Here is a 19,407-nt window from a genome sequence, read left to right as displayed (position 1 = left end):
TATGTTCGACGCCGACTCGCTCAAGCGAAAGATCCGAAAACTCAACAAGGCGGTGTGGGAAGAACGTGTTCCCGGTCCCACACTGGACGATTGGCTTGAGTGCTTTCAGTCGCCCTCGCGCTCCGGCATCGATGAACGACTGCAGATGCTATATTTGCTGAGTAACTTCTTGTATTTCGGCACCCTGGAGATCCGCCATCTGTTGCGCGTCCTATTCGCGGAATTCTGCCGCGCTCCGCTGATACAAGGGGTCAGGTCTGAAAACGGCGATACGGTCGATGTAGATCTCATCGACGATCTCTATGAAAAGGCGCTGAGCCGCACCCGCTTCTTGGGCGTTGGCAACCCATCCGAGAGCGGCGCGCACCTCCTCTACTACTTTCGTCAAGAGAATCTTCTTCCCTCCAACCTGTTCATCAACCACATCGAACTTCCTGGCATGGCGGGCGCCAAGCCCGACGACACGACGGGCGTCGATCGGTACATCTTCTTGGATGATCTCTGCGCGACCGGCGATCAGGTTTCGAAGTTCTCGGAACTCGTCGTAACCAAGTTACGCGACGCCGGCTCGAAGGCCCGAGTGTGCTTCCATCCGATATTTGCGACGAGCCGCGCACTTGATCGCATTTCTTCCACTGGCCGTTTCGACGAGGTCGCCTGCGTGGCCGAATTCGACGACACGTTCAGATGCTTCTCGCCTGAATCGCGCTTCTACAAGAGCATACACAGGCAGCTTCACCACGCGTGTTCGGGCTACGCGGGGGACACTTATTTTCGGCATCCCCAAACTCCTGTCCGAAATAGTGGAGGAGTTTCGCGAGGTGACATTTTCATATCAGCTCGATGAACTGGAGAATATTACCGAGGGCCAGCAAAGATACGTTCAATCGCTAATTCGCGAGCGCAAAGCGCCAGCCACCTTTCGGATCGGAAGCCGATTGTACGGAATAAAAACGCTCGAAACTTATTCCGATGATGAGGCCAACCGCGACGGATCTGAGTTCGAGCAGATCGTTCTGGACCACCGGTTGCGCCAGAACAGCGACCAGTGGGACACCTTCGCGGACGAGATTGTGCGCAGACGATTGCAAGTCTTTGGAGCGCTCGCCGAAAGGTCGATTTCCATCCGCACGATCGAGCAGATATTCGAAAACCCGGATCTTAGCTGGGATAGCGAGGCGGTGTTCAAGATGATCGGATCCCCCTCTCCGGGAACCGGCAGACATTTTGATCGCCTGAAAAGATCTTTAAAGGAGGGGCTCTCTCAGGGGCGCGCACCAGGCATCTCAAGCCAGGACGACATCGAGTATGTCGCGAAGGCCGTCGCGCTACCTGGGTTTCCAATTCTAGAGAAGATCAACATGCTGACTCTGTACCAAGGCTGGTACAGAAACCGTTCGCTTCCGAAACTGGCAGACCAGATCGCCGCCCAAGCCGCCGACTTCACTACCGGTAGAACAAAGGGGGCATATGCCACACGCGTGCAGCACTATGCGTCAGATATGGTCGCGCAGCTCCTGCGCGACGAGGGTAAGCGAATTCCATTGCAGTTCGGTCTGAAGAATTTCATCCGGATGGCCGAAGGGCTACCTCGAACGTTGGTCGTGGCACTGCGAAACATATGGGATCTGGCGATCTACAACGAGAGAGAAGAGGTCATCGATCACATCAGCACGGAGGACCAGGCTAACGGCCTCCTCGACACTGCCGAGTGGTTCATGCAAACAATGCGGAAACCTGGAGCCGACGGAACCGCGGTCCGTACAGCGATCGAACGGATAGCGCGCCTGTTCGAAACGAATCGGTTTGCCGACAAGCCAGTCGAATGTTCACTCCTCGGCTTTAGTGTTTTGGAGCGAGAGTTGACGGAGAAGACGCAATCGCTCCTGCTTGTTGCGGAACAGCGCTCGTTCCTGATCCGGACGACAAAGGAAGAGATCGATAGGAATTCTCAAGAGCGGCTCGCAAAATTCCAACTCAATGCAACGCTCGCACCAAAGTGGAGCCTTCCGATTGCGCGCCGCGGTATTGTGAAGTTTTCGCCAACTGCTTTGGACCTGATCTTCGATCCAGCTCGCGCTGATGAATTTGAAGAGTATCATAAGGCCTGGAAAGCCAAGATGACCGCGCCGCAATTCGGGGGGCCCCGCAAGCAGGAAGCCCATCAGACGATGCCAAGCCTGTTCGAGCCCGACGAATGATCCACTACGACTACTTCTCCCGAAAGAAACTTTCCGTTCAATCAAGTTGGTCCGAGGACTGGGACCTTCTACTCAGCTCGTGGGACAACAGCGCCCGCGTGAAAACGTGCTATGAGTTGGCGACGGCCAAGCGCAAACTTTGGTTAGTTCACCCCGAATACGGAATCGCTGGAGATCAGCTGCCGGCTCAAGAATATTTCTCCATAGCAGGAGACGAGGCTGAGGGCATTCAAGCGCTGCTTCTGAAGATCGAGGAGTTGGGCGTCGATTTCAAGGCCGCAAGGATCGCCGTCGACATTACGGGCATGCTGAGGCCTCACATCGCTCTTCTAACTCGATTTCTCCAAATCAAGGGTTGTCGCAAATTTGATGCGATCTATGCCGAGCCGACCTCGTACCCTGACCGCGAGAACACGAAATTCACGTCCGGAGACGTCATAGAGGTACGGGAAGTTATCGGCTTCGAAGGGCACAATCGCGTTAGTCAGGACCGGGAAGTCCTGATTGTTGCCCCGGGCTTCGACGACGTTCTACTGAGAGAGATCGTGAGTCATAAGGAACGAGCGGAACGGATTCAAATCTTTGGCTTGCCATCCCTTCAGCCGGATATGTATCAGCACAATGTGCTCAAGGCGCTCGGTGTAGACACCCCGCTTCCGGAGGAGACTAAAGGTGTCCGGCATTTCGCGTCGGCATTCGATCCGTTCGCAATGGCGACCGAACTGAGCTCAATCGTTTCAGGTTACCGCATGAGATCTGCTGCAACGCGCTTTTATGTTGCGCCACTAGCAACCAAGCCCCAGATGCTCGGCGCTGCCCTCTTCTATCTTACGGAATGTCAACACGGAATGCTGAGCATCCTCTACCCAATCTCGTCATCTCACGTTCCAGGGCCGAGTGTCGGCATTTCGAGAGCATGGCTTTTCAAAATCGATTTCGATCTGTGCGATAGCCTTGGACGCCGGTCGCAAGCGATTCATGCCTGATCACTGAACGTAAAAATATGAGGTCGAGTGCGCCCACTCGCCTAAATTGGTGAGTTTGTACCAATGGCGGTCAGCACTTGCGCCTAACATCGATAAAAACCCGAGTCGAGAAAGCAAGTCGAGATGCTCAAGAACCACTGACGGGTCCCCTCGTATCGCCCCCAAGAGTTCCTGTTCAGTAACCTCGCCTCGTGCGGCGACAAAATCGACGATATCGTAGTTGACCGTTGTCGCATTGGCGCTTCGACTGCCCTTTGCCCTTCTCGCTTCGGCTGTCTGTCGCATGTCAATCATGAAACTCACCGTTCAGAACGCCGAAAACCGAAACTAACTCGGCCCACTCCCTCTGCGACAACTTGCTCTGCTTTTGGCTCACGGTCTTTCCCGACAAAGCATCCTTCACGACCTGTATCGCTGTGGCGGATAGCGTCACCGAGTTGAGCCGGTGCTCGACAAACGCATCGTACGAGATAGGTACCCATGCCTTTAGAATATCGAGCATCTTGTCCGCATAGGCTCGTATCTCAAGCTGGGCATGCGCATCTGCCCGAAGCCGAAGAAAGCCCATGAGGTTGTGGAGGTCTATCTTCCAATACCACTGAGTATAGAAGTTCAGCGAGAGGTCCATCCTTGCGAGCTCGCGAGCGAGTCCGGATCGATCGTCGCGCAAGGTTTGACCATCTTCGTCCTGATTCAGCATTTCGAGATAGTGCTTGTACGCGACCTCGGCATCCTGTTTGAGAAGCCCCAATACCGCTGCGGCCTCCTCTCCTTCCAGAACGGTTCCTCGGCCTTGACGGTTCACATTGGATTGGGCGGCCAGATGCTCCGCTGCCGGAATATAAAACTCCTTGTCCAAAATCGAATATCGAGCCGAGTATTCGTTGATGTTCGCCGTGCGGTGTCGCACCCATTGACGCGCCACGAATATCGGCAGCTTAACGTGGAGCTTGATTTCTGCCATTTCGAAGGGCGTCGTATGGTGATGGCGCATTAGATAGTTGATGAGCCCACGATCCTCCTGAACCTTCTTGGTTCCTCTCCCATACGAAACGCGCGCGGCCTGCACGACAGACGCATCGTCTCCCATGTAGTCGACTACGCGGATGAACCCGTGGTCCAAAACGGGTATCGCTTCGTAAAGGATCGTCTCAAGTGCCGGGACGGTCGGCCGCTTCGTCGACGCCGCTTGCTTGCGGGCCTCGAAAATCTCGCCCTGCTGCTCATCCGTAAGGCTCATGACGTTCTAATGGCTCCGCAGTTTACTCTCGGTTAACTATACTGCCCCGGGAGGGGGGAGCACAGCGTCCTTTTTGCCGTGCCATCAGCCATACCCCGGCTTTTGTGGCGCGCCAATTGGCGTCCGCCGACATTGAGCGCTCGACTGCGTGTGGAGCAATCTCATGCTTTCGAGTTGATTAAAAATGGAACAGTCCGGTCGAGCGCCGGGCCTGGGCGTCCTGACGGAAAGACATCCGAAAGGTTCGCTGGATGGCGCCTGTCATCGAAGGCAAATCCCTTTATCGCGCCTCGCAGGTAGACTTCACTCTTCTTCAAAAGGCATCTCCCGACATTTGAGAAGCCGCGGCCTGCGCGGCGACTCGGCGCCGTGGTCGCCAGCATGTTCTCGAATTGATCCGGAAAAGAAAACTCCCCGAGGCCTTGCAAGCGGCGACTCCTGCTGGGCGAGTAATCGCCTCAAACCACATGATGGTCCCGCTGCCGTCAGACCATGCCGGAGGCAAATGAGCTCACTTGACTCTCGTATAGCCGAGCCGATGGTGGGCGGAGGCGAGCGGTAAAGCCGAGTGAAGCCGAAGCGCACATGCCCGCTGTAATCGCGAAGTGGGCAAAGGAGGTGGGGAGCCCTAGCCACCCGATGGCGGGTATCACTACGGCTTTGTCTCGTTCTGGACATGGCTGCAAAATGGCTCCCACTATGCTTACACACGGTTTCGCGCCCAACCTGACGCGCGCTACGTGGGGAGATGTGGTTCGACAAAATCACGCGGCAGGCGTGGCGCAACTGAGACGACACGACGATACGCGCGTGCGCATGAAGCACACCAGGCCCGGGCTTTCGACAAGTTTATAGCGACTGTCGATCGACATAGCACTAAGTCGAGGAGAGGAAATGGACGAGAATAGACGGTTTGTCGACGATTACGCCAATCCCCATTCTTGGCTGCTCACAGCCGAAAATCTGCACGACCAGGCAATGGAAATGTACAGCCGGCGTGAACAATCCAGCATCCGTACGGTATTGAGTGCGAAGCAAGAAGTGGTTCACCAGATGCGTGGAGTAGATAAACCAGTATTTTTGCTAGGCGGCTTTGCACTTGAGAATGCGATCAAGGCGTTCCTCGTCTACGAAAACCCTCACTGGATCTCGAACGGACGGCTTTCCGGCGAACTCAAGTCGCACAAACTTACTTTGCTGCGAGAACGATCGAAGCTCATTCCGTACAAGAAGACCTATACGCACGTATTGGAGGCGTTTGAGTCCGGGTTGGATTCATGGTTCAGATACCCCTGCGCGCTCACAATTAAGGACACCCCGGAGGAACGACATCTATATGAGCACCTGTGGCAAGGCTACATGAAGCTCATGAGCGCATACGGCAAGAAGTTGGTCAACCTGCTCGACATGGAATGGAAGGGGCCTCATGGAAGCCGGGGGCAATGGAAGATACGAGGCGAGACTCTCGGATGGCGCGGCAAAGCGTTGCCCCCTCAGTATCGCCGCTCAAAAAAGGGGCAATGACGGAGCGTGAATTCCGCGAACTTACTCGTATACTTCAGCGGCGGTGTCACGGGATGCGAAGTAGGTCCTCAACCCGACCGAATTGCCTGTGCGCTTGAAGTACTCGAGATACGCTTCAGCCGGTGCTTCCGGCTCGATGCCGCTTCGGCCCCATTTGTCCAAGAAAGCGGAGAAGCCTTTCAATATCGATGCGTCGAGGACAGGAGCACCCTTGTTCCGGATCAGCTGCTCGACACTTCGGGTATTTGCAAACTCGGCAAGCGCGTTCGCGGCGAAGATCGCCTTCCTCTCTTCGGCGGCGCGGGCGATGAGGATCGTTCTGACACACCACGCGATCCGCCGATTGACGAGGGCCGCGTCGTCGAACCCATCACTGTATCGGAGCATGAAGCGCCCCAGCGACGATGCCTGCTCGACTACGGGATCATAGCTCTTCTTCAGCCGAAACGCCCTGGACATGGCAGCAAAGTCGTCCCTATCGTCATAGATGACCTTGGCCTCCCGAACGAGATGAAGGACGAAGAGGTCGCCTTGCTTGGCCTTCGTGAGAAGGTGCGAGGAGGGATAGAACGAACAGGACATCCTGTTCGAATTGATCAGTCGCGGCTTCTCCTCGTCAGTGATGAACAGGATATCCACGTCCGATTGTGGGTCGTCGTCTCCGCGCGCGCGGCTGCCGAACAGCGCCATCGACCAAAGCGGCATCACATCCCCACTTCCGACTGGCCCTTCCCGTCGGACTTCCTCATTCCGGCTTAGAGAATGAACTTTCGACACGCTTCAACGCTTCTTTCGACATCTTTCGGGCTAAAGCCTGCTCGGCCTTCGCCTCTTCTAGATTGAGCGGCAACAACTGCTGCTGCTCGGCCGGCAGAACTCCCGGCATGACGTCGAGGAGATGTTCGATCTTCAGGTAGAAGATGTGACTGAGGCGTATGGTCTTGGTGAGAACGCCGTCGGTCATCTTATAGTCCCACTCGACGGCCGTACGAGTGTTCTCGGCGAGCCTCAGGTTCGCACACAATCGCAAATCAAAAGTGGTATTCCACTCGTAGTCGAGCGCAACGTCGATCTTCACCGGCCGACGCTCGCCGATGTCATCGATCCGATTGAGGTTGAAGTCGCGAAACTCGTTTCTCTCCCTCGACCAAGCCCGAACGTGCCAACGGCCCTGGCTGTAGACCATGGCGTGAGGCGCGATCCACCTCATCTCCTTTTTGTCGGGCGACGTGATCGAATTGTACGCGACTTCGATCTCCAGGCGGTCCCTGATCGCGTCCAACACGCTCTGAAGCACTTGCCACCCCGTCCGCCTGCGCTCCAACGCGACGACTTCCGAGGGGGGGAGGGAATCGAAGTACGTGTCTTCCTTCCGGATCCAACCGCTCTGTATTCCCACAAGCTGCAGCAGATACCGATCCGTCTCACCTTGCATGAACAGCGGCCGGAAAGTGCCGGCTCTGACGTACGTCCTCTGCGCTCTGTCGTAATCGAGATTGGCCGGCGCCCGCTCCTGGTAGGCAGCGATGTCCGCCGACGCCTGCTGCGACGAGATCTGAAAGGTGTCGCTCAGGTCCTGCCTGTTGAAGCGCCCCGACCAAAGCAACCGAAAGTCGATGAATTCCAGCCGCCGTTGCACGGACAGCTTCAGGGGCTCGGCCGGCTTTTCAGTCGGATTATCGTTCATACACGTCGCTTTTGTTTACTTGACTTTGACAAATCACGTCTATAAATTAGACGCATAGGTCCGACTATGCTTCTAGTTTATCTGCGCGCAACCGACACAGTCAACGCGAAAAGTAAATCCGTCAACAGGACCTTTCCGCACCTACTAAAGGCTAAGATCATGAAAAAGAACGATAAAGACACTTTCCGCTTCCAAGTAGCGGGACGTGACCTCAAATTCACTGAGCGCGCCACCGACGATCCCGTGATTACGGGCCGTCAGGTGGCTGCCACCCTCAACGGCGTCGATGCCGATGACGTCATCGTCATGCGCTGGCCCGAGGGCGCCCCGCTAGTGGAAGTCGCGCCGGATGACACCGTCGATCTCCGCGACGCCGATGAAGAGCGCTTCGTCGCGGTCGTGAGCGATCGTAGCTTCCGTCTCGATATCCAGGGCAAGCGCTACGAGTGGCCGCTGCCGTTCATCACCGCCCCGACCCTCGCGGCCCTCGCGACGATCGACCTAGAAGGCGTCGATCTCGTGTTCGAACGCGAAAGCGAGCCCGATCGCATTCTCGACGACGAGGAGCACGTTTTCCTCACCGGTGAAGGCATCGAGAAGTTCCGCGTCGAGCAGAGCGCGGGCAAGATCTCGGTGAAGGTCTACACCACGTCGGGCGTGTATCCGAAGAGTGGCACCAAGAAAGCTCGGCCCGCCGAGCTGGTGTCGAAGGTCCTCGACAAGGCCAAACAAGCCCTCGAGTTGACGGATGTGACGAACTGGATTGCCACGGTCGGCGATCGCGAGATCCAGCCCGGTCTGACCTTCCAGGCCAACCAACTGGCCGGCGAGGTCGAGATCCACTGGGGTCCTCGCGAGGGCGGCGGCGGAGCGTTCTGATGCACCCGCTGGCCTCGTCCCTCTCCTTCGACGACGATGTCGGGCGCTGGCCGCCCGACATCGCCGAAAAGCGCGGCTGGATCATGCATCGCCGCGAATATCCGCTGATCGACGTCGAATTCACGGCGCCGGGCAGAACGCCTCTTCGACTTCGGCTCGACGCCTCCCATTGGGACGACGAGCCTCCCAGGATCGAACTGCTCAACTCTGCGGGCGAATACCTGACCGTCGTGCCGCAGACGCCATCCTCCATCTTCCACGGTGGGCCCCATCCGAACACGGGCAGACCCTTCGTGTGCATGGCAGGCGTCTGGCAATATCACACTCACTTCAGCCACCTGAACACGCCGTGGGACCAGTATCGCGGCAAGCCGAACTACGGACTCAGCGAGATTCTGACCCAAATCTGGAACGGCTGGAAAAAGGGAACAGGATGACGAACACCGTCCACGTCGAAAAGACGCACATCCAGCAGACACTCGATCATCTTCGTGCCGCAGGGCGCAGGAATGCGGAGTGCGTCGTCCTCTGGCTCGCCGAGGAGGCGGCCGATCGCGCCAAGGTCGTGCGGCAGGTGTACCGGCCGGAGCAGTGGGCGCGCGAGGACATCTTCAGGATTGCGCCTGCCGAGATGCGCCAAATCATCCGCCTGATCAGCGACCGAGGCTGGATGATCGCCGCGCAGGCGCATTCGCATCCCCGCGAAGCCTTTCATTCCCCGGCCGACGACAAGTGGGCCATCGTGCGGCATCGAGGCGCCCTGTCGTTGGTGCTGCCGCACTTCGCCTCGCGGACCACCGTCGAGAATTTCTTCGAGCACACCGCGACCTTTTGCCTGGACTCCGGCAATAGGTGGAACGAGGTCGATACAAAAGGCATTAACGAATGGCTGCACGTAAACTGACGCCGGAAGCTTTTCTCGAAAATCAGCGAGCGCTGATGCTCGCCGCAGGCATCGCGCCCGAGGAGGCTGCGCAACGGCTAGGCAGCACCGTGCTTCTCACGGTCGCCGAAGACGACGACGTCGCGGCGTCGCTCGCCGCGGAGATCGAAATGCTTCTGGAGCGCACGCTGATGGTCGCGCGTGCCCTCGAGCCGGGACAGCCATGCGCCGTCGAACTCGTCGTCGGTCCTGCTGCGCGCCGAACCGAGGCGCCTTGCGTCGGCATCGCGTCGGACGAGGAAGGCTGCACGATCGGTCCCGACATCGGCCGCGGCAAGCTCGTGTCGATCCACCCGCTGCTCGATCTGATCGTCGCCTGCTATGCGTGCGGCGCGGCGCTGTATCGTGCCGTTTGTCGCGACATGCCCAACGCGCCGCCCGACCAGCTCCGGCTCCACTACGAGGCTCTCGGAATCCAACCCAACCTTCTGGCCGGTCCCATCGACATCGGAACCGCGTACATGACCGGCGCCGGCGCTATCGGGAACGGTTTCCTTTGGGCCGCAAGGCACGTCAACTTGCGCGGCCTTCTCAACGTCGTGGACGACGACATCGTCTCGTCTGGCAATCTTCAGCGCCAAATATGGTTCGACACCGACGACCTAGAGAAGCCGAAAGCCTCCCGATTGTGCGCAAGGGCGCAATCGAGGTTTCCAGATCTCGAATTGAAACCTCGGCCATCGCGCCTCCAGGACCTGCCCGAACGAGGCTCGGGTCCATGGCTGGAACGACTGATCGTCGCCGTCGACAGCAGGCAGGCCAGGCGCAGCCTGCAGAAGGAACTCCCGAGGGAAGTATTCGACGCATCGACGACAGGCACTCGTGAGATCGTGCTCCATACGAATCGCCAGCTGAGCGGGTTGGCCTGCATGGGGTGCATCTATCCCAAGGACCAGCGCGAGATCTCGGAACGGATGTCGATGGCCTCCCACCTGGGTATCGAGGTCGCCGACATGGATGCCGACCGCATCGCGCCGCACGTCGCGACCAAAATCGTCGCCAAGTATCCGCAGCTCGATCCCACCGCCGTGGATGGCATGGCTTTCGAGACTCTCTACAAGAGCCTGTGCTCGTCTCAGCAACTGCAGTCGACCGAGGGGCCGGCCGTGGTCGCGCCGTTCGCCTTCGTGTCGGTGCTCGCGGGCGCGATGCTGCTGCTCGAAGTCGTCGACATTCTCCGATCGGGGTCTTCCAGTTCCAGCCACAACGATTGGCGAATCAGTCCATGGCACCCGCCGCTCCCGCAGAAGCGCAGGCGCCGGTCGACAATTTCGGATTGTGAATGTTGCAATCACGCAGGCCTACGCAGTGCTGCCCAACGACTTTGGGGGCCAACGCGACCTGACGTGCCTTCGGCACCGGACTCTCACTTGGGATCCAGAAATCACTCGACAACTGAGGACACACGACGTTGGGGCAACGCTTGTACGACGATTGCACCCTCCTGATTGCGGAACAACACGGTCGCTCACCACGTCGGCAGAACTGCAACGGTAGGTTCGAATCTCATATGCAGGTTGGGAAATCAAACTCACGAATTTCGTGCGCGCCTAAGAAGAACGCGGGTCACCGCGGAATGGGCGGAGGCGCGAGGATTCAAGATGTCACTCGTGGACCGCGATTTTGCGTTGGATTTGCTGTGGGGCCACGGGAGCCGTGTAGCATTGATTGCGGTCGACAACGCACTTGCACTGCAAGCCGTCGAGGACGTCGGGTTCGGACGGCTGATTGAAGCCGAGCCGGCACTGGGCCTCAAGATTGTTTGCGAATCGATTTGCACACGTTCCCCGCATCCAGGTTCCCCTCGCGAGGTTTGGCGGCAGGCTGGTGCCGTTACGCCGACACCATGCTGCCGGCCTACTGTGCGATGTACGAGCGGTCCGGTGACCGTTGCGGAACCGCAAGGCTCGCCGGCCGCTCAATCGGGGCGCCGTTCGTCAGCTCGGTCGCCGCGACGCTCGTCGTTAGCGAATTTGACAGTTTGTATGGGCGGCAAGCCCTACGAACTCATCTCCTGCCATCGGCGCGACTTGCGGGACTGCATTGCGGTTGGCGGAACAGCGCTGCCGGCCTTCGTCCCGGGCAGTGTCGCAGCGGCCGCGTGATCAATCGGGCTCCACAGCGGGATCAAACGTCGCTATACGCTAGTCGATGACCAAAAAACGACAAAAGACTGGGGGCGGAGAACTGGCCAAAACCGCTACCGCGGCGGCGGATCGGTTCTTCCGAGCCTACTACAGGCACAGCTTGGCGTCCGACGAAGATACGTTGTTTGATCTGCTCAACGCGATCCATAGCCTGAACGACAAACTCGGCAAGTCGGCGGGAGCTAATCTTCACGGATCTCCACCCTTTACGGTCCTGCGCAAGCTCCGAAACCTGTTTCATCATGAGGCAGAACTTCTGCATGAAGTGAGGATGATTCACGCGCGCGATATCCCGGTCGTGATTAGCGATTTGGCCTCGGTCTGCCTAGTGTCACGCAGTTTGGTACTTCAGTCCCTGAAGGACGAAAGAAAGCCAGAGGTCAGCACACTGGTGATGACGACCGTCAGATGGTACGGGACGGTCGCCGACATCCAGCCGTGCATTTTCAACGCTGCAGTCGACGTATACGAAGCGGTCCAGCCACTCGACCTCGACCTTCGGTCGGAAGCTTACGCCGCTTTCCGCCACGCCTATGACGAAGAAACACTCCACGGCCAGTCTCATCACGTGAGCGGTGAGCTCTCCTCGCTCGCAGCCGACGTCGACACCATCCTTGAGCGGCTTTTCCGCCAACGGGTTGGGGCTCGTTCGTGACTGGCGCGATAGCCATGCCCGCTCGCAATGGCCTTGTGCCGGCGACTGCTTCGCAGTAGCATCTAAGCTTGTATATTCTTTAAGGTTGTGACACCAATTTTGTTGTTTTGATTATGAGGGCAATATTGCGGCCGCTCGTCGGGTTGGTTGCGCTTTTAGTTTTTTCTTACTTGCCCCAAGCAGTGGCCCAAGGCTTCCCACCGGGTCCACCGCCGCTGCAGCAAATAGGCAATGATCCGAACCTAGGTCCCCTCTGTCAGGGGCCACTGGGACCAGGACGATGCGAGGATGTTCGTCGCTTCCTGGCAATCGAACAGGTGGCCTCGCAAATTTCGCTGCAGCCGATCGGATTCGACCCCAACCTGGGACCAATCTGTGATGGTCCGCTTGGGCGCGGCCAATGCGTCCTGGTTCGGCGTTACCTTGCCATGCAGCAACTTGCGACTCAACAGTACCCGCTTCAACAAATCGGAGTGCTGCCCAATGGAACGCCGCTGTGCATGGGACCACTGGGCCCGGGACCTTGCGAAGCAATCCGCAACTACCTGATGCAACAGCAACCTGGTGCCCCTGCCCTTCAGCCGATTGATCCGGCCCGCCCCCAGTTGGTGAACGCCGGGAGCGCCAGCCAGCCGATCTGCAACGGACCGTTGGGGCAAACGCCTTGTAATCTCGTCGGTCAGATCAGTCTGGATCGGCAGTCGGGCCAAGTTCCGTCACCGAGCTCCTTTGGCGTCGCTGGCGGAGGAGATCCGCAACGGACCGCTGTCGAATGCGCGAAGCGCGTCGGCCTCGACGTGGTGCAGTTTGCCGGCTGCGCCGGCCAGCAGGTCATCCTGCCGCAAAATCAACAGAAGGTCCTCGACTGCGCAGTATCCAGCAGAGACAGCGTGTCCTTTGCGACGTGTGCAGCTCCCAATCTCGGAATTCGGCTATCGGACGATCAGCGCGTCCTTGCGCAGTGCGCGATGAAGTCAAACGGGGACCGGACCAGCTTCCTCGGCTGTGCCGGGGGCAATTTTGTGGGCCGAAATCTCAGCGCGGACTAGCAGACGGTGTTGAACTGTGCTTCGACAGCCGGCGGCGATGCCGCGCGCTTTGCCGGTTGCGCCGCCTCGAGCATGGCTGACAAGCTCTCAGGAGATCAGAGAACCCTGGCGCGATGCGCACTGCGGTCCAATGGTGATCGCAACAACTTCTTCAGCTGCGCCGGAGGAGAGTTTTTGGGCCGAAACCTTGGTCCAAAGGAACAGGCGGTGCTGGCATGCGCGACCAGGGCGAATGGGAGCCTCGTCGATTTTGCAAGCTGTTCAGCGCCACAACTGGGCGTGCGGCTTTCGGATGACCAGCGTGTCGTCGCCGATTGTGCGCTGAAGTCAAGCGGTGATCGCAACAACTTCTTGACCTGCGCGGGCACAACCTTCTTGAACCGGAGTCTCAGCCCGAACGAGCAGGCGGTGCTGAACTGCGCGGCGAACGCGCAAGGCGATGCTTCGAACTTCGCGGGCTGCTCGGTGGGACAGTTGCTGGGCGGGCAGATGAGCCGCGAACAGAGAGTGGCGCTCGAGTGTGCAGCCCAATCCCGGGGCGACACGACCACGATGGCGAGTTGCGCCGGGGCCAACATGTTCAATCTTCAGCTCAACCCGGAGCAGCAAATCGCCGTCCAGTGCGTGGCCTCAACCGGAGGACAGCCCTACGCGGCGGCCGGATGCATGGCATCCAGACTTACGATCCGCGAGTTGACCAAGTGCATGACCGAGGGATTCGGCGGCAAAGGCTGTTTTGGCGACAACAATGACCTGATCGGCAGGAACGGCTGGACCGCCAGGACGCTCGGACAGATCGCCGGCGGACCAAACTCAGTGATCAGAAACCCAGGGCAGATTTGGGGAGGAGACAATTCGTTCGTCCGTAATCCAAGCCAGATCTGGGGCGGCGACAATTCATTCGTACGCAATCCGTCCCAGTTCTGGGGCGGCAACAACTCGATCTTCAACAACCCAAGTCAGCTACTTCCGACCGCCCCGCCTCCTGTTCAGCTTGGCACGATCGGCGGCAAACGCATTTGCCTACCATGGTGTTAGGACTTCAAATCTCACCGCGCGGATCATCATGATCGTCGCCAAGATCGAGAGGGAATGAGGCGTCAATCGCCCGTGAGGTCGAGACCACGCCTTCGACCTCATTGCGCGCCTCCTCGGCCAGGTGGCTGTGGAACGGAACGCCGGTCTGAAGCAGGGCTTGGAGCGATACTGCCAGGCTGGTGACGACTCCAACCAGCGTCCGCAGCTCCTGCATCGTGATCGACTTGCTTCGCGCCTGCTCCCTGAGATGAGCGATATCCAGGTTGCGGAAGTGCTTGAGCCGACCATGCATGCCCCAGTCGATCGTGCGGTATGCGGCCAGAAATTCTGCGATGCGATTGGCGCGCTCTGGCTCGAGCAGCTCTGGGCCACGACGCTCCTCGACAGCTGCAAGCACGGCCGCCTGGACCTCCGGCTCCTTGAGCTGATGATACAGCGTTTGGAAGCTGACTGCTCCTTTGCTGCGGTCGAGCAGGATCACCACTCTGGTCACGGCCATCAGCATGGCGTCGCGCTGCAGAATCGCAATGGGATGGCGCCACGCTCCCCTTGGGACGACATGTCTCTCCAGGACCTGGTCCAACCCGTCGGCGGCCCCGAATGACCACGCGCATCGCGTGGCCACAGTCAGAAGCCGCTCGGCGTGCTCCAGGACGAAATCAGCTTCTGTCATGGCTACTAGCCGGCATGGTCAGCATTCTTCCGAGGGGGGTTGGGCCTTGAGATAGGGCGCGCCATAGCTTCAGTCCGCGACCTGCCTGGTCGGGAGCATCGCACCAAGGTATTCGCCCGGTTGATTGCTTTCCGTCACCGTGGTGGAGCGAATGTACGAATGCCGGTCCGTGCGCCGTTCGAGACCGCGATCCCGAAGTCTTGAGCTGCATGAGAACTGGCAGCGAGATTAGGCGCGCCTGCCTTGAACGTCGGTCCGAACGTCAGGAGCAGGTCGTGCGAGCGCGTGCGCCCCGCACCAACCAAGGGAAGACCGCCATTGCCGGTCGAGATCCGAACCAATTTCCAGGTCGGCGTGACGCCACCGCTGGACACCACAACGAACTTGATGTGGTAGGATAGAAAGTCTTGCTTGAAGAAGGGATCGCCCTTCACGCCAGCGGACGACGGCAGGTAATCGCGCGTCCTCAGCGAATCAATCAGCCAATCCGAGATGCCGAGCTCACTGAGGAGCAATGAACTGCCGACCACCTGCTCGCCTTTGGGCCTGCAAGGATTCCCTGTGCGGGTTTGCAGCTTGTCGAGATCCCAGTAGGTTCCGTACTTGTCCTCGCGTGTGCTCGCTGAGGAGAGCACACCTCCCACACCGAGCGTGAAGGACTGAGAGGCTGCCATCGGGTCGATGAACGTGGCGCCTGGATTAAGTGAACCCGTTTCATCAACCTGCAAATCCAAAGTCGTCTGGACGGCCCAACCCGTCGGCAGGATGCCTGCGCCGCGGGCAGCTAGCACTGCGTCGACGATGTCGCAATACACCTTTGCGCGGATCTTGAATTCGAAGGCTCCGCCTGGCGTGAATTCAGATAGGGCTGAGGGATTTTCTCCGATTTCCTGCATGGCCGGGACGTAAGTGCCACAACCGCCGAGCATCAGGACGGCGGAAAGCGCGGCGAGGGATCGCGACCTGATCATGCTCAGTCCACGAAGTAGTCGGGACAGGTGAACGAGCAGACCTTGCGCCCGTCAATGATCCTGGGTTGACCGACCCTGCAGTGGCTGAACGTACATTTTACGGGCGCCGCCGGGTTTCCCAAGGGGTCGACGATGACGTCACAGCCCCGGACTTTGTCGACCGGGCACATGATGACCCGATCGGACGTGGAAGCGCGCGGGGCGGCAAGAGCAATCGACGAACACAAAAAAACGACGAGCGTCAGAAAAATACGCACGGACGGCCCCCATCCAGCAACTTGCTTGTCTTTCGCCAGCCTAGCGACAGATACCGCGCTGCTCAATCAAGGGTTTCGTCTATGCAATTATCGTCTCTTGGCGTTGCAAAATTGCAACTCTCGCGGTTTCCACTCAACGAGGGGCAGGCGCGCGACAACTTTCGAATTGTTCGACGAGTTCGTGGGAGGTTCGGGTGTTGGCGATGATGTCATTCACGGTCAGGATACGAAGCTCGTAGTTCGGATGACTGAGACCTCTGTCGGCGAACAGATCCTTGGCGCAAAGAGGGGAGCCTCCGAAGTGATCCAAAAGCCGCACAGCCGCAAGATTCCACGACGCATTCGTCACCGCTAATTGCACGTTCATCGCGTCGAGGAAGCCCGACGTTGACTTTGTATCCTTGGACGCTGCGACAAGAGCGCGCGCCGCAAGGGCATCCGCGGCCCGCTCGCGTTCCTTTTGTTCGGTTTCCGTCAGATTGAGATCTGCGGAGGCGTCATCATAAGCGCCCGGATTTCCGTTATCCACGTGTCCGATCTCGTGCAGCAGCATGAAAGCAAGCATATGCGACGGCTCAATGCGCAGCATCTGCTTCGGCTTGCCTGAGTAGGCGGACAGGCTCTTGCGGAAGGCGGACTCCTGCACGAAGACACATCGACACGATTTGAACGGCACCTGGATGACGAATGGCGGCGAGGTCGGCGCGATCAGATAGACGGCCAGCTCGTTCGTTGCCGGCTTGTCCTTATCGGCGGGCGTCCACCCTGCCTTGAGCCTGTAGGCGGAAGACGCGGCCAGGATGGCATTCGCGATCCCGATCGCTTGTGTGATCAGCGGCCGGCCAATCTTTGTCTCGGTGTAGCCACTTGCGGTTACCGGATCCAAAGCTTTCGCATTGCCTGCTCCTGGCAGAACTAGGAGCGATATGCAGACGGATAAGGTGACTCGCTTCGTCAGCCTTCCAGGTGCTCTGGTTCGAAATCGCATAAGGCGAGCTCCAACTGGCTACGGAACGCTTGGGCCTCCAAACACCTTCATCACGTAGGGCCGCGCGTCAAACCCAAAGTAGGCAGCGATGGCGATGATCACCACCAGCGCTCCCAAAGGCTTCAGCATCGCCATCACACTTACCCGCGCGAGAAATCCGATCCCGCCGAACAGGACCCTCCGCGCCGGAATGGACTGCTCGCCCCTTACCTCGATTAGCGACACCAGCTTGATCCAGGCGACGCGGACACGCTCGACGATTGTCGGTTCGCCATCCAGCGTGGTGGCATAGTTGTAGGCAACAAGGTCCTTGAGATCGCGTCTCAGTCGCCCGCACAGCTGAAACCAGCTCAGGCGACCGATATGCAGCAGCACGAACTTCTCGTTGGCGTTCATGACCTCGGATCGTGCTGGCTGGAGGAAAACAGCCACGGCACCGGTCGGACCGAACGAGTAGATCAAGTATGCCCCATCCTCGGTGGCCCATTTCTCCTTCCCGTCCTGGTCAAGATAGCAACGGCCGGGAAAATGCTTTCCGAACCAGAATTGAACCGTGTACCGCGTGGCCGACTGGGCAAGGAAGTCTTGGGCGTCGATCAAGGCTTGCGCTCTTGGAATAGTGGCGACGATCTCGCGCCCCTTCTGTTCCGCCTCGTTGCGGAAGCAGTCGAAATCGATCAGTGCACTCTCGTACCAGAAGCGCCCCCGCGCAAAAGCCCCCCTAAAAACCATGCTTGCCCCCTTCCCAACCGATCAAACAATATGAAGCCACGCGGCGGCAACAGCCGCGAGGATCCCCGAATGGTTGCTAACCTGACAGTTCGTCGCGCAAAATGCGAGAGGCGGGTCTTACCAATTCCCAATTCCATAGCCGCAGCAAACAACAGCGTCATCGCGCACCACGACTTCTGTCGAATTGCCTTGCCGGTTTGGCGCCGCTAGGGGTTAGGCTGAAGGTTCCATCAGAGCATCATGCCACGCTATACCGAAGCCGAACTGCGACTGCAGAGCAGCGCCTCGCCCAGGCGGAAGACCGCGATTTGCGCGGGAGATCCGATTTAGCTCCAACAGCATCTGATTATGCGGGTCCGATCATCTTGTCCGCTCATCGTCTCTCTTGTGGCCGCGTACGTCGCCATTGCCCCCCTGCTCTGCACCCCGGCGACGGCTAGTGGTGAGGTCCGCAAGCCTGCGAGCCACCGTTAGCCCTCCCCGCGCGAGACCGAGCTCGCAAAATCAGGTGCTGGCGCGTGAGAGCCAGTTCACACGCGGTAGCGGGAGGAGCTGCTACGGCTGGTGCGTGGTTTTCAGAGGGGACCGAACCATGGAATGGGCGGCCAAGGCGCTGGCACGCGCGACCGGCACGGACAAGGACGTCGAAGAACTCAAGGCGGTCGCGATCTTCTGCGGCGCCGGGCTGTTGCTATCCCTCTCAGCAGCCATGGTCTTCCCGGACCTCTGGTCCGCCCTCTTCTGAGCGATTGCCACGGACCACGCCGAGTGGCACCAAGCCCCCGCCGTTCTTGACTCCCAGGGCATCGGCATACTCAACTCCGCCGATTGATGTCGTGGGGTTGTGTCATGGAGCAGGAATTCTACCAGGGCCTCGCCCATCGGGTCCGGACCCTCGCCGAGAAGGCCGATCCGTTCACCAGGCGACGCCTGCTGGATCTCGCCAAGCGATACGATGCGAAGAGCGATCAGCCACCCCGCCCTGCAGCGGCCGAGCGTCCGCTGCCGGTACCGCGGACGACGCCACCGGCGTCCATCTTCTCCGGACCCGGCGAAGCCTAAGGTGTGGACGGCGGCTGCCATCGCTGGATAATTGAACGGCTGCGGGTCAAGACGCGTTCGCTCGGACTCGCTCGCGTCCTTCGCGAGCGGCGGCAGCGGAGGCGCGGGCGCAATGACCGTCTGAGCCGCAGCCACCTCGACCGGCACATCGACGACCTTGCGCCCCTCCACGAATTCGAGCACGGTCCGCCCCTTGTCGATGATCTTCCACCCGCCGTTTTCGCGATCGACCAAACCTTGCGAAAAGACGTCGAGTTCCGGCACGCGCGCGGCCAGCCGCCTGGTGCGGTCGGCCCAGTCCCGGACGCTGGTCGCCAGGATCGCCATGTCGCGCTTGATGTCGTCCATCACGGCGAAGCCGCGAAAAAGCGAGCG

At 59.1% G+C, this 19,407-nt stretch carries 20 protein-coding genes and 1 pseudogene; 12 read left to right on the top strand and 9 right to left on the bottom strand.

The features are described from left to right. Position 1: 1 nt before the first annotated feature. From IVB13_RS03760 to IVB13_RS03750, 3 genes are read left to right on the top strand one after another with little or no spacing between them, the layout of a single operon-like run. Positions 2-847 (top strand): hypothetical protein, encoded by an 846-nt coding sequence (locus IVB13_RS03760; RefSeq protein ID WP_247487819.1) that lies wholly within the window; start codon positions 2-4, stop codon positions 845-847. Beyond that, the gene (locus IVB13_RS03755) at positions 822-2,201 is read left to right on the top strand and encodes a hypothetical protein (RefSeq protein ID WP_247487818.1); all 1,380 of its coding nucleotides are present in this window, start codon (positions 822-824) and stop codon (positions 2,199-2,201) included. Before IVB13_RS03760 ends, IVB13_RS03755 begins: the two co-directional genes overlap by 26 nt. Next, complete coding sequence (locus IVB13_RS03750; protein ID WP_247487816.1) at positions 2,198-3,187, top strand: hypothetical protein; 990 nt, start codon at positions 2,198-2,200, stop codon at positions 3,185-3,187. The genes IVB13_RS03755 and IVB13_RS03750 overlap by 4 nt, the downstream gene beginning before the upstream one ends. On the opposite strand, the gene IVB13_RS03745 is transcribed toward IVB13_RS03750, so the two are convergent. Then, a complete protein-coding gene (locus tag IVB13_RS03745; protein WP_247369641.1) occupies positions 3,188-3,481 on the bottom strand; it encodes a hypothetical protein in 294 nt (97 codons plus the stop codon). It lies immediately after the preceding gene. Beyond that, positions 3,474-4,427 carry an FAD-dependent thymidylate synthase gene (gene thyX / locus IVB13_RS03740; RefSeq protein ID WP_247487814.1) on the bottom strand — a complete coding sequence of 318 codons (954 nt, stop codon included), beginning with the start codon at positions 4,425-4,427 and terminating at the stop codon, positions 3,474-3,476. Before thyX ends, IVB13_RS03745 begins: the two co-directional genes overlap by 8 nt. An 894-nt stretch (positions 4,428-5,321) precedes the next feature. Here thyX and IVB13_RS03735 point away from each other — a divergent pair. Next, positions 5,322-5,951: a hypothetical protein gene (locus IVB13_RS03735; protein WP_247369637.1), complete on the top strand. Its 630-nt coding sequence runs from the start codon at positions 5,322-5,324 to the stop codon at positions 5,949-5,951. A gap of 21 nt (positions 5,952-5,972) precedes the next feature. On the opposite strand, the gene IVB13_RS03730 is transcribed toward IVB13_RS03735, so the two are convergent. Together IVB13_RS03730 and IVB13_RS03725 are read right to left on the bottom strand one after the other, a co-directional pair. Continuing rightward, positions 5,973-6,641, bottom strand: coding sequence for a nucleotidyltransferase domain-containing protein (locus IVB13_RS03730; RefSeq protein WP_247369636.1), 669 nt, complete (start codon positions 6,639-6,641; stop codon positions 5,973-5,975). Between the two features lie 55 nt (positions 6,642-6,696). Beyond that, positions 6,697-7,638: a WYL domain-containing protein gene (locus tag IVB13_RS03725; protein WP_247369634.1), complete on the bottom strand. Its 942-nt coding sequence runs from the start codon at positions 7,636-7,638 to the stop codon at positions 6,697-6,699. Between the two features lie 159 nt (positions 7,639-7,797). Here IVB13_RS03725 and IVB13_RS03720 point away from each other — a divergent pair, with 159 nt between their 5' ends. From IVB13_RS03720 to IVB13_RS03690, 7 genes are all read left to right on the top strand, one after another. Then, positions 7,798-8,517, top strand: coding sequence for a multiubiquitin domain-containing protein (locus IVB13_RS03720; protein WP_247487811.1), 720 nt, complete (start codon positions 7,798-7,800; stop codon positions 8,515-8,517). Further along, positions 8,517-8,954 (top strand): putative metal-binding protein, encoded by a 438-nt coding sequence (locus IVB13_RS03715; protein WP_247369628.1) that lies wholly within the window; start codon positions 8,517-8,519, stop codon positions 8,952-8,954. Before IVB13_RS03720 ends, IVB13_RS03715 begins: the two co-directional genes overlap by 1 nt. After that, positions 8,951-9,421, top strand: coding sequence for a hypothetical protein (locus IVB13_RS03710; RefSeq protein WP_247487809.1), 471 nt, complete (start codon positions 8,951-8,953; stop codon positions 9,419-9,421). Before IVB13_RS03715 ends, IVB13_RS03710 begins: the two co-directional genes overlap by 4 nt. Next, positions 9,403-10,908: a ThiF family adenylyltransferase gene (locus tag IVB13_RS03705; protein ID WP_256467678.1), complete on the top strand. Its 1,506-nt coding sequence runs from the start codon at positions 9,403-9,405 to the stop codon at positions 10,906-10,908. The genes IVB13_RS03710 and IVB13_RS03705 overlap by 19 nt, the downstream gene beginning before the upstream one ends. A gap of 703 nt (positions 10,909-11,611) precedes the next feature. After that, the gene (locus IVB13_RS03700; protein WP_247487806.1) at positions 11,612-12,262 is read left to right on the top strand and encodes a hypothetical protein; all 651 of its coding nucleotides are present in this window, start codon (positions 11,612-11,614) and stop codon (positions 12,260-12,262) included. 428 nt (positions 12,263-12,690) lie between these two features. Then, positions 12,691-13,311 carry a hypothetical protein gene (locus IVB13_RS03695; protein WP_247487804.1) on the top strand — a complete coding sequence of 207 codons (621 nt, stop codon included), beginning with the start codon at positions 12,691-12,693 and terminating at the stop codon, positions 13,309-13,311. Positions 13,312-13,383: 72 nt separating this feature from the next. Next, positions 13,384-14,349, top strand: a complete 966-nt coding sequence (locus IVB13_RS03690) for a hypothetical protein (RefSeq protein ID WP_247487802.1) — start codon at positions 13,384-13,386, stop codon at positions 14,347-14,349. A 4-nt stretch (positions 14,350-14,353) separates the two neighbouring features. Here the strand turns inward: IVB13_RS03690 and IVB13_RS03685 are convergent, their stop codons facing one another. The 4 genes from IVB13_RS03685 to IVB13_RS03670 all read right to left on the bottom strand — a co-directional run bounded on the left by IVB13_RS03685 (position 14,354) and on the right by IVB13_RS03670 (position 17,838). Beyond that, entirely contained in the window at positions 14,354-15,022 is a 669-nt protein-coding gene (locus IVB13_RS03685; protein WP_247487800.1) for a hypothetical protein, read from the bottom strand. A 134-nt stretch (positions 15,023-15,156) separates the two neighbouring features. Beyond that, positions 15,157-15,993, bottom strand: a complete 837-nt coding sequence (locus IVB13_RS03680) for a hypothetical protein (protein ID WP_247369615.1) — start codon at positions 15,991-15,993, stop codon at positions 15,157-15,159. A 390-nt stretch (positions 15,994-16,383) separates the two neighbouring features. Continuing rightward, positions 16,384-17,238 (bottom strand): hypothetical protein, encoded by an 855-nt coding sequence (locus IVB13_RS03675; RefSeq protein ID WP_247487798.1) that lies wholly within the window; start codon positions 17,236-17,238, stop codon positions 16,384-16,386. 18 nt (positions 17,239-17,256) lie between these two features. Then, positions 17,257-17,838, bottom strand: coding sequence for a hypothetical protein (locus tag IVB13_RS03670; RefSeq protein ID WP_247487796.1), 582 nt, complete (start codon positions 17,836-17,838; stop codon positions 17,257-17,259). 981 nt (positions 17,839-18,819) lie between these two features. Between IVB13_RS03670 and IVB13_RS03665 the strand changes: the two genes are divergently transcribed. Then, a complete protein-coding gene (locus tag IVB13_RS03665) occupies positions 18,820-19,032 on the top strand; it encodes a hypothetical protein (protein ID WP_247369653.1) in 213 nt (70 codons plus the stop codon). A gap of 159 nt (positions 19,033-19,191) precedes the next feature. Here IVB13_RS03665 and IVB13_RS03660 read toward each other — a convergent pair. Next, positions 19,192-19,380, bottom strand: a pseudogene (locus IVB13_RS03660) (hypothetical protein); the annotation flags it as partial. Positions 19,381-19,407 lie beyond the last annotated feature (27 nt).

Source organism: Bradyrhizobium sp. 17, from assembly GCF_023073515.1.
Taxonomy (GTDB): Bacteria; Pseudomonadota; Alphaproteobacteria; order Rhizobiales; family Xanthobacteraceae; genus Bradyrhizobium; species Bradyrhizobium canariense_D.
This window is presented reverse-complemented; position numbering and strand designations above follow the sequence as displayed.

Coding starts and splice junctions, on each gene's coding strand:
- IVB13_RS03760 (WP_247487819.1), top strand. CDS start 2: ATGTTCGACGCCGACTCGCTCAAGCGAAAGATCCGAAAACTCAACAAG.
- IVB13_RS03750 (WP_247487816.1), top strand. CDS start 2,198: ATGATCCACTACGACTACTTCTCCCGAAAGAAACTTTCCGTTCAATCA.
- IVB13_RS03745 (WP_247369641.1), bottom strand. CDS start 3,481: ATGATTGACATGCGACAGACAGCCGAAGCGAGAAGGGCAAAGGGCAGT.
- thyX (WP_247487814.1), bottom strand. CDS start 4,427: ATGAGCCTTACGGATGAGCAGCAGGGCGAGATTTTCGAGGCCCGCAAG.
- IVB13_RS03735 (WP_247369637.1), top strand. CDS start 5,322: ATGGACGAGAATAGACGGTTTGTCGACGATTACGCCAATCCCCATTCT.
- IVB13_RS03730 (WP_247369636.1), bottom strand. CDS start 6,641: ATGGCGCTGTTCGGCAGCCGCGCGCGCGGAGACGACGACCCACAATCG.
- IVB13_RS03725 (WP_247369634.1), bottom strand. CDS start 7,638: ATGAACGATAATCCGACTGAAAAGCCGGCCGAGCCCCTGAAGCTGTCC.
- IVB13_RS03720 (WP_247487811.1), top strand. CDS start 7,798: ATGAAAAAGAACGATAAAGACACTTTCCGCTTCCAAGTAGCGGGACGT.
- IVB13_RS03715 (WP_247369628.1), top strand. CDS start 8,517: ATGCACCCGCTGGCCTCGTCCCTCTCCTTCGACGACGATGTCGGGCGC.
- IVB13_RS03710 (WP_247487809.1), top strand. CDS start 8,951: ATGACGAACACCGTCCACGTCGAAAAGACGCACATCCAGCAGACACTC.
- IVB13_RS03705 (WP_256467678.1), top strand. CDS start 9,403: ATGGCTGCACGTAAACTGACGCCGGAAGCTTTTCTCGAAAATCAGCGA.
- IVB13_RS03700 (WP_247487806.1), top strand. CDS start 11,612: ATGACCAAAAAACGACAAAAGACTGGGGGCGGAGAACTGGCCAAAACC.
- IVB13_RS03695 (WP_247487804.1), top strand. CDS start 12,691: ATGCAGCAACTTGCGACTCAACAGTACCCGCTTCAACAAATCGGAGTG.
- IVB13_RS03690 (WP_247487802.1), top strand. CDS start 13,384: ATGGCTGACAAGCTCTCAGGAGATCAGAGAACCCTGGCGCGATGCGCA.
- IVB13_RS03685 (WP_247487800.1), bottom strand. CDS start 15,022: ATGACAGAAGCTGATTTCGTCCTGGAGCACGCCGAGCGGCTTCTGACT.
- IVB13_RS03680 (WP_247369615.1), bottom strand. CDS start 15,993: ATGATCAGGTCGCGATCCCTCGCCGCGCTTTCCGCCGTCCTGATGCTC.
- IVB13_RS03675 (WP_247487798.1), bottom strand. CDS start 17,238: ATGCGATTTCGAACCAGAGCACCTGGAAGGCTGACGAAGCGAGTCACC.
- IVB13_RS03665 (WP_247369653.1), top strand. CDS start 18,820: ATGGAGCAGGAATTCTACCAGGGCCTCGCCCATCGGGTCCGGACCCTC.